Origin of the sequence: Paraburkholderia kirstenboschensis, from assembly GCF_904848585.1 — a bacterium.
Classification (GTDB): Bacteria; Pseudomonadota; Gammaproteobacteria; order Burkholderiales; family Burkholderiaceae; genus Paraburkholderia; species Paraburkholderia kirstenboschensis.
Genome location: NZ_CAJHCR010000064.1, coordinates 1 through 2,025, shown reverse-complemented (window position 1 = coordinate 2,025; position 2,025 = coordinate 1). Strand labels below are relative to the sequence as shown.

Genomic DNA, 2,025 nt, shown 5'->3' with positions numbered 1-2,025 from the left:
CGCGGCGAAGACGCAGTTCTTCGTCGAATGGATGGCGCTCGATCTGATCCGCGACGCCGAGGGCGACGTGCTGGGCGTCACCGCGCTCGAAATGGAAACGGGCGACGTCTATATTCTCGAAGGCAAGACGACGCTGTTCGCCACGGGCGGCGCGGGCCGCATCTTCGCGGCCTCAACCAACGCGTTCATCAACACCGGCGACGGGCTGGGCATGGCTGCGCGCTCGGGCATCGCGCTGCAGGACATGGAGTTCTGGCAGTTCCACCCGACGGGCGTGGCCGGCGCGGGCGTGCTGATCACCGAAGGCGTGCGCGGCGAAGGCGGCATCCTGCGCAACTCGGACGGCGAGCGTTTCATGGAACGCTACGCGCCCACGCTGAAGGATCTGGCGCCGCGCGACTTCGTTTCGCGCTCGATGGACCAGGAGATCAAGGAAGGCCGCGGCGTCGGTCCGAACAAGGACCACGTGCTGCTGGACCTGTCGCACATCGGCGCCGAGACGATCATGAAGCGTCTGCCGTCGATCCGCGAGATCGCGCTGAAGTTCGCCAACGTCGACTGCATCAAGGAACCGATTCCGGTGGTGCCGACCATCCACTACCAGATGGGCGGCATTCCGACGAACATCCACGGCCAGGTGGTGGGCACGGCGAAGGGCCACGAGGAGCCGGTCAACGGTTTCTATGCCGTGGGCGAATGCTCGTGCGTGTCGGTGCACGGCGCGAACCGCCTGGGCACGAACTCGCTGCTCGATCTGGTGGTGTTCGGCCGCGCGGCGGGCAACCACATCGTCAAACACGTGCAGGAAATAAAGAATCACAAGCCGCTGCCGGCCGACGCGGCGGACTTCGCGCTGTCGCGTCTGGCGAAGCTCGACAGTTCCTCTTCGGGCGAGTACGCGCAGTCGGTTGCCAACGACATCCGCGGCACGATGCAGAAGCATGCGGGCGTGTTCCGCACGTCGGCGCTGCTCTCGGAAGGCGTGGAGGCGATCCGCGAGGTGGCCGCACGAGTGGACAATATCCACCTGAAGGACAAGTCGAAGGTGTTTAACACCGCACGCGTCGAGGCGCTGGAAGTGGCGAACCTGATCGAGGTGGCGCGCGCGACGATGGTGTCGGCCGAGGCGCGCAAGGAAAGCCGCGGCGCGCATGCGCAGAACGACTTCGAGCATCGCGACGACGAAAACTGGCTGCGCCATACGTTGTGGTTCAGCGAAGGCGACCGCCTCGACTACAAGCCGGTGCACATGCAGCCGCTGACGGTCGAATCGGTGCCGCCCAAGGCGCGGACCTTCTAAGGCACAGATCAAAGGAATTCAGAAATGGCCAAGCGTACATTTGAAATCTACCGCTACGATCCGGATAAGGACGCGGCGCCGCGCATGCAGTCATATGAGATCGAGATCGACTCGCACGAGCGCATGCTGCTCGACGCGCTCGTCAAGCTGAAGGCTGTGGACGAGACGCTGTCGTTCCGCCGTTCGTGCCGCGAGGGCGTGTGCGGCTCGGACGCGATGAACATCAACGGCAAGAACGGTCTGGCGTGCCTGACGAACCTGAACGACCTGCCGCAGAAGATCGTGCTGCGACCGCTGCCGGGGCTGCCGGTGGTGCGCGACCTGATCTGCGACTTCACGCAGTTCTTCAACCAGTATCACTCGATCAAGCCGTACCTGATCAACGACACGCCGCCGCCGGAGAAGGAGCGTCTGCAGTCGCCGGAAGAGCGCGACGAGCTCGACGGGCTCTACGAATGCATTCTGTGCGCGAGCTGCTCGACGTCGTGCCCGAGCTTCTGGTGGAATCCGGACAAGTTCGTGGGCCCGGCGGGTCTGTTGCAGGCGTACCGTTTCATCGCGGACAGCCGTGACGAGGCGACCGGCGAGCGGCTCGACAATCTGGAAGACCCGTACCGTCTGTTCCGCTGCCACACGATCATGAACTGCGTCGACGTCTGCCCGAAGGGGCTGAACCCGACCAAGGCGATCGGCAAGATCAAGGAATTGATGGTGCGACGCGCTGT

Annotated in this window: 2 protein-coding genes; both read left to right on the top strand. The window is 64.1% G+C overall.

Going from position 1 to position 2,025, the window contains the following annotated elements; genetic code table 11:
* The coding region (locus JMY24_RS37935; protein ID WP_201704112.1) for an FAD-binding protein at nt 1-1,300 on the top strand (1,300 nt) is incomplete at its 5' end.
* 24 nt (nt 1,301-1,324) lie between these two features.
* Nucleotides 1,325-2,025, top strand: a 701-nt coding sequence (locus tag JMY24_RS37930; protein WP_134963614.1) for a succinate dehydrogenase iron-sulfur subunit, incomplete at its 3' end; no start/stop codon positions are given.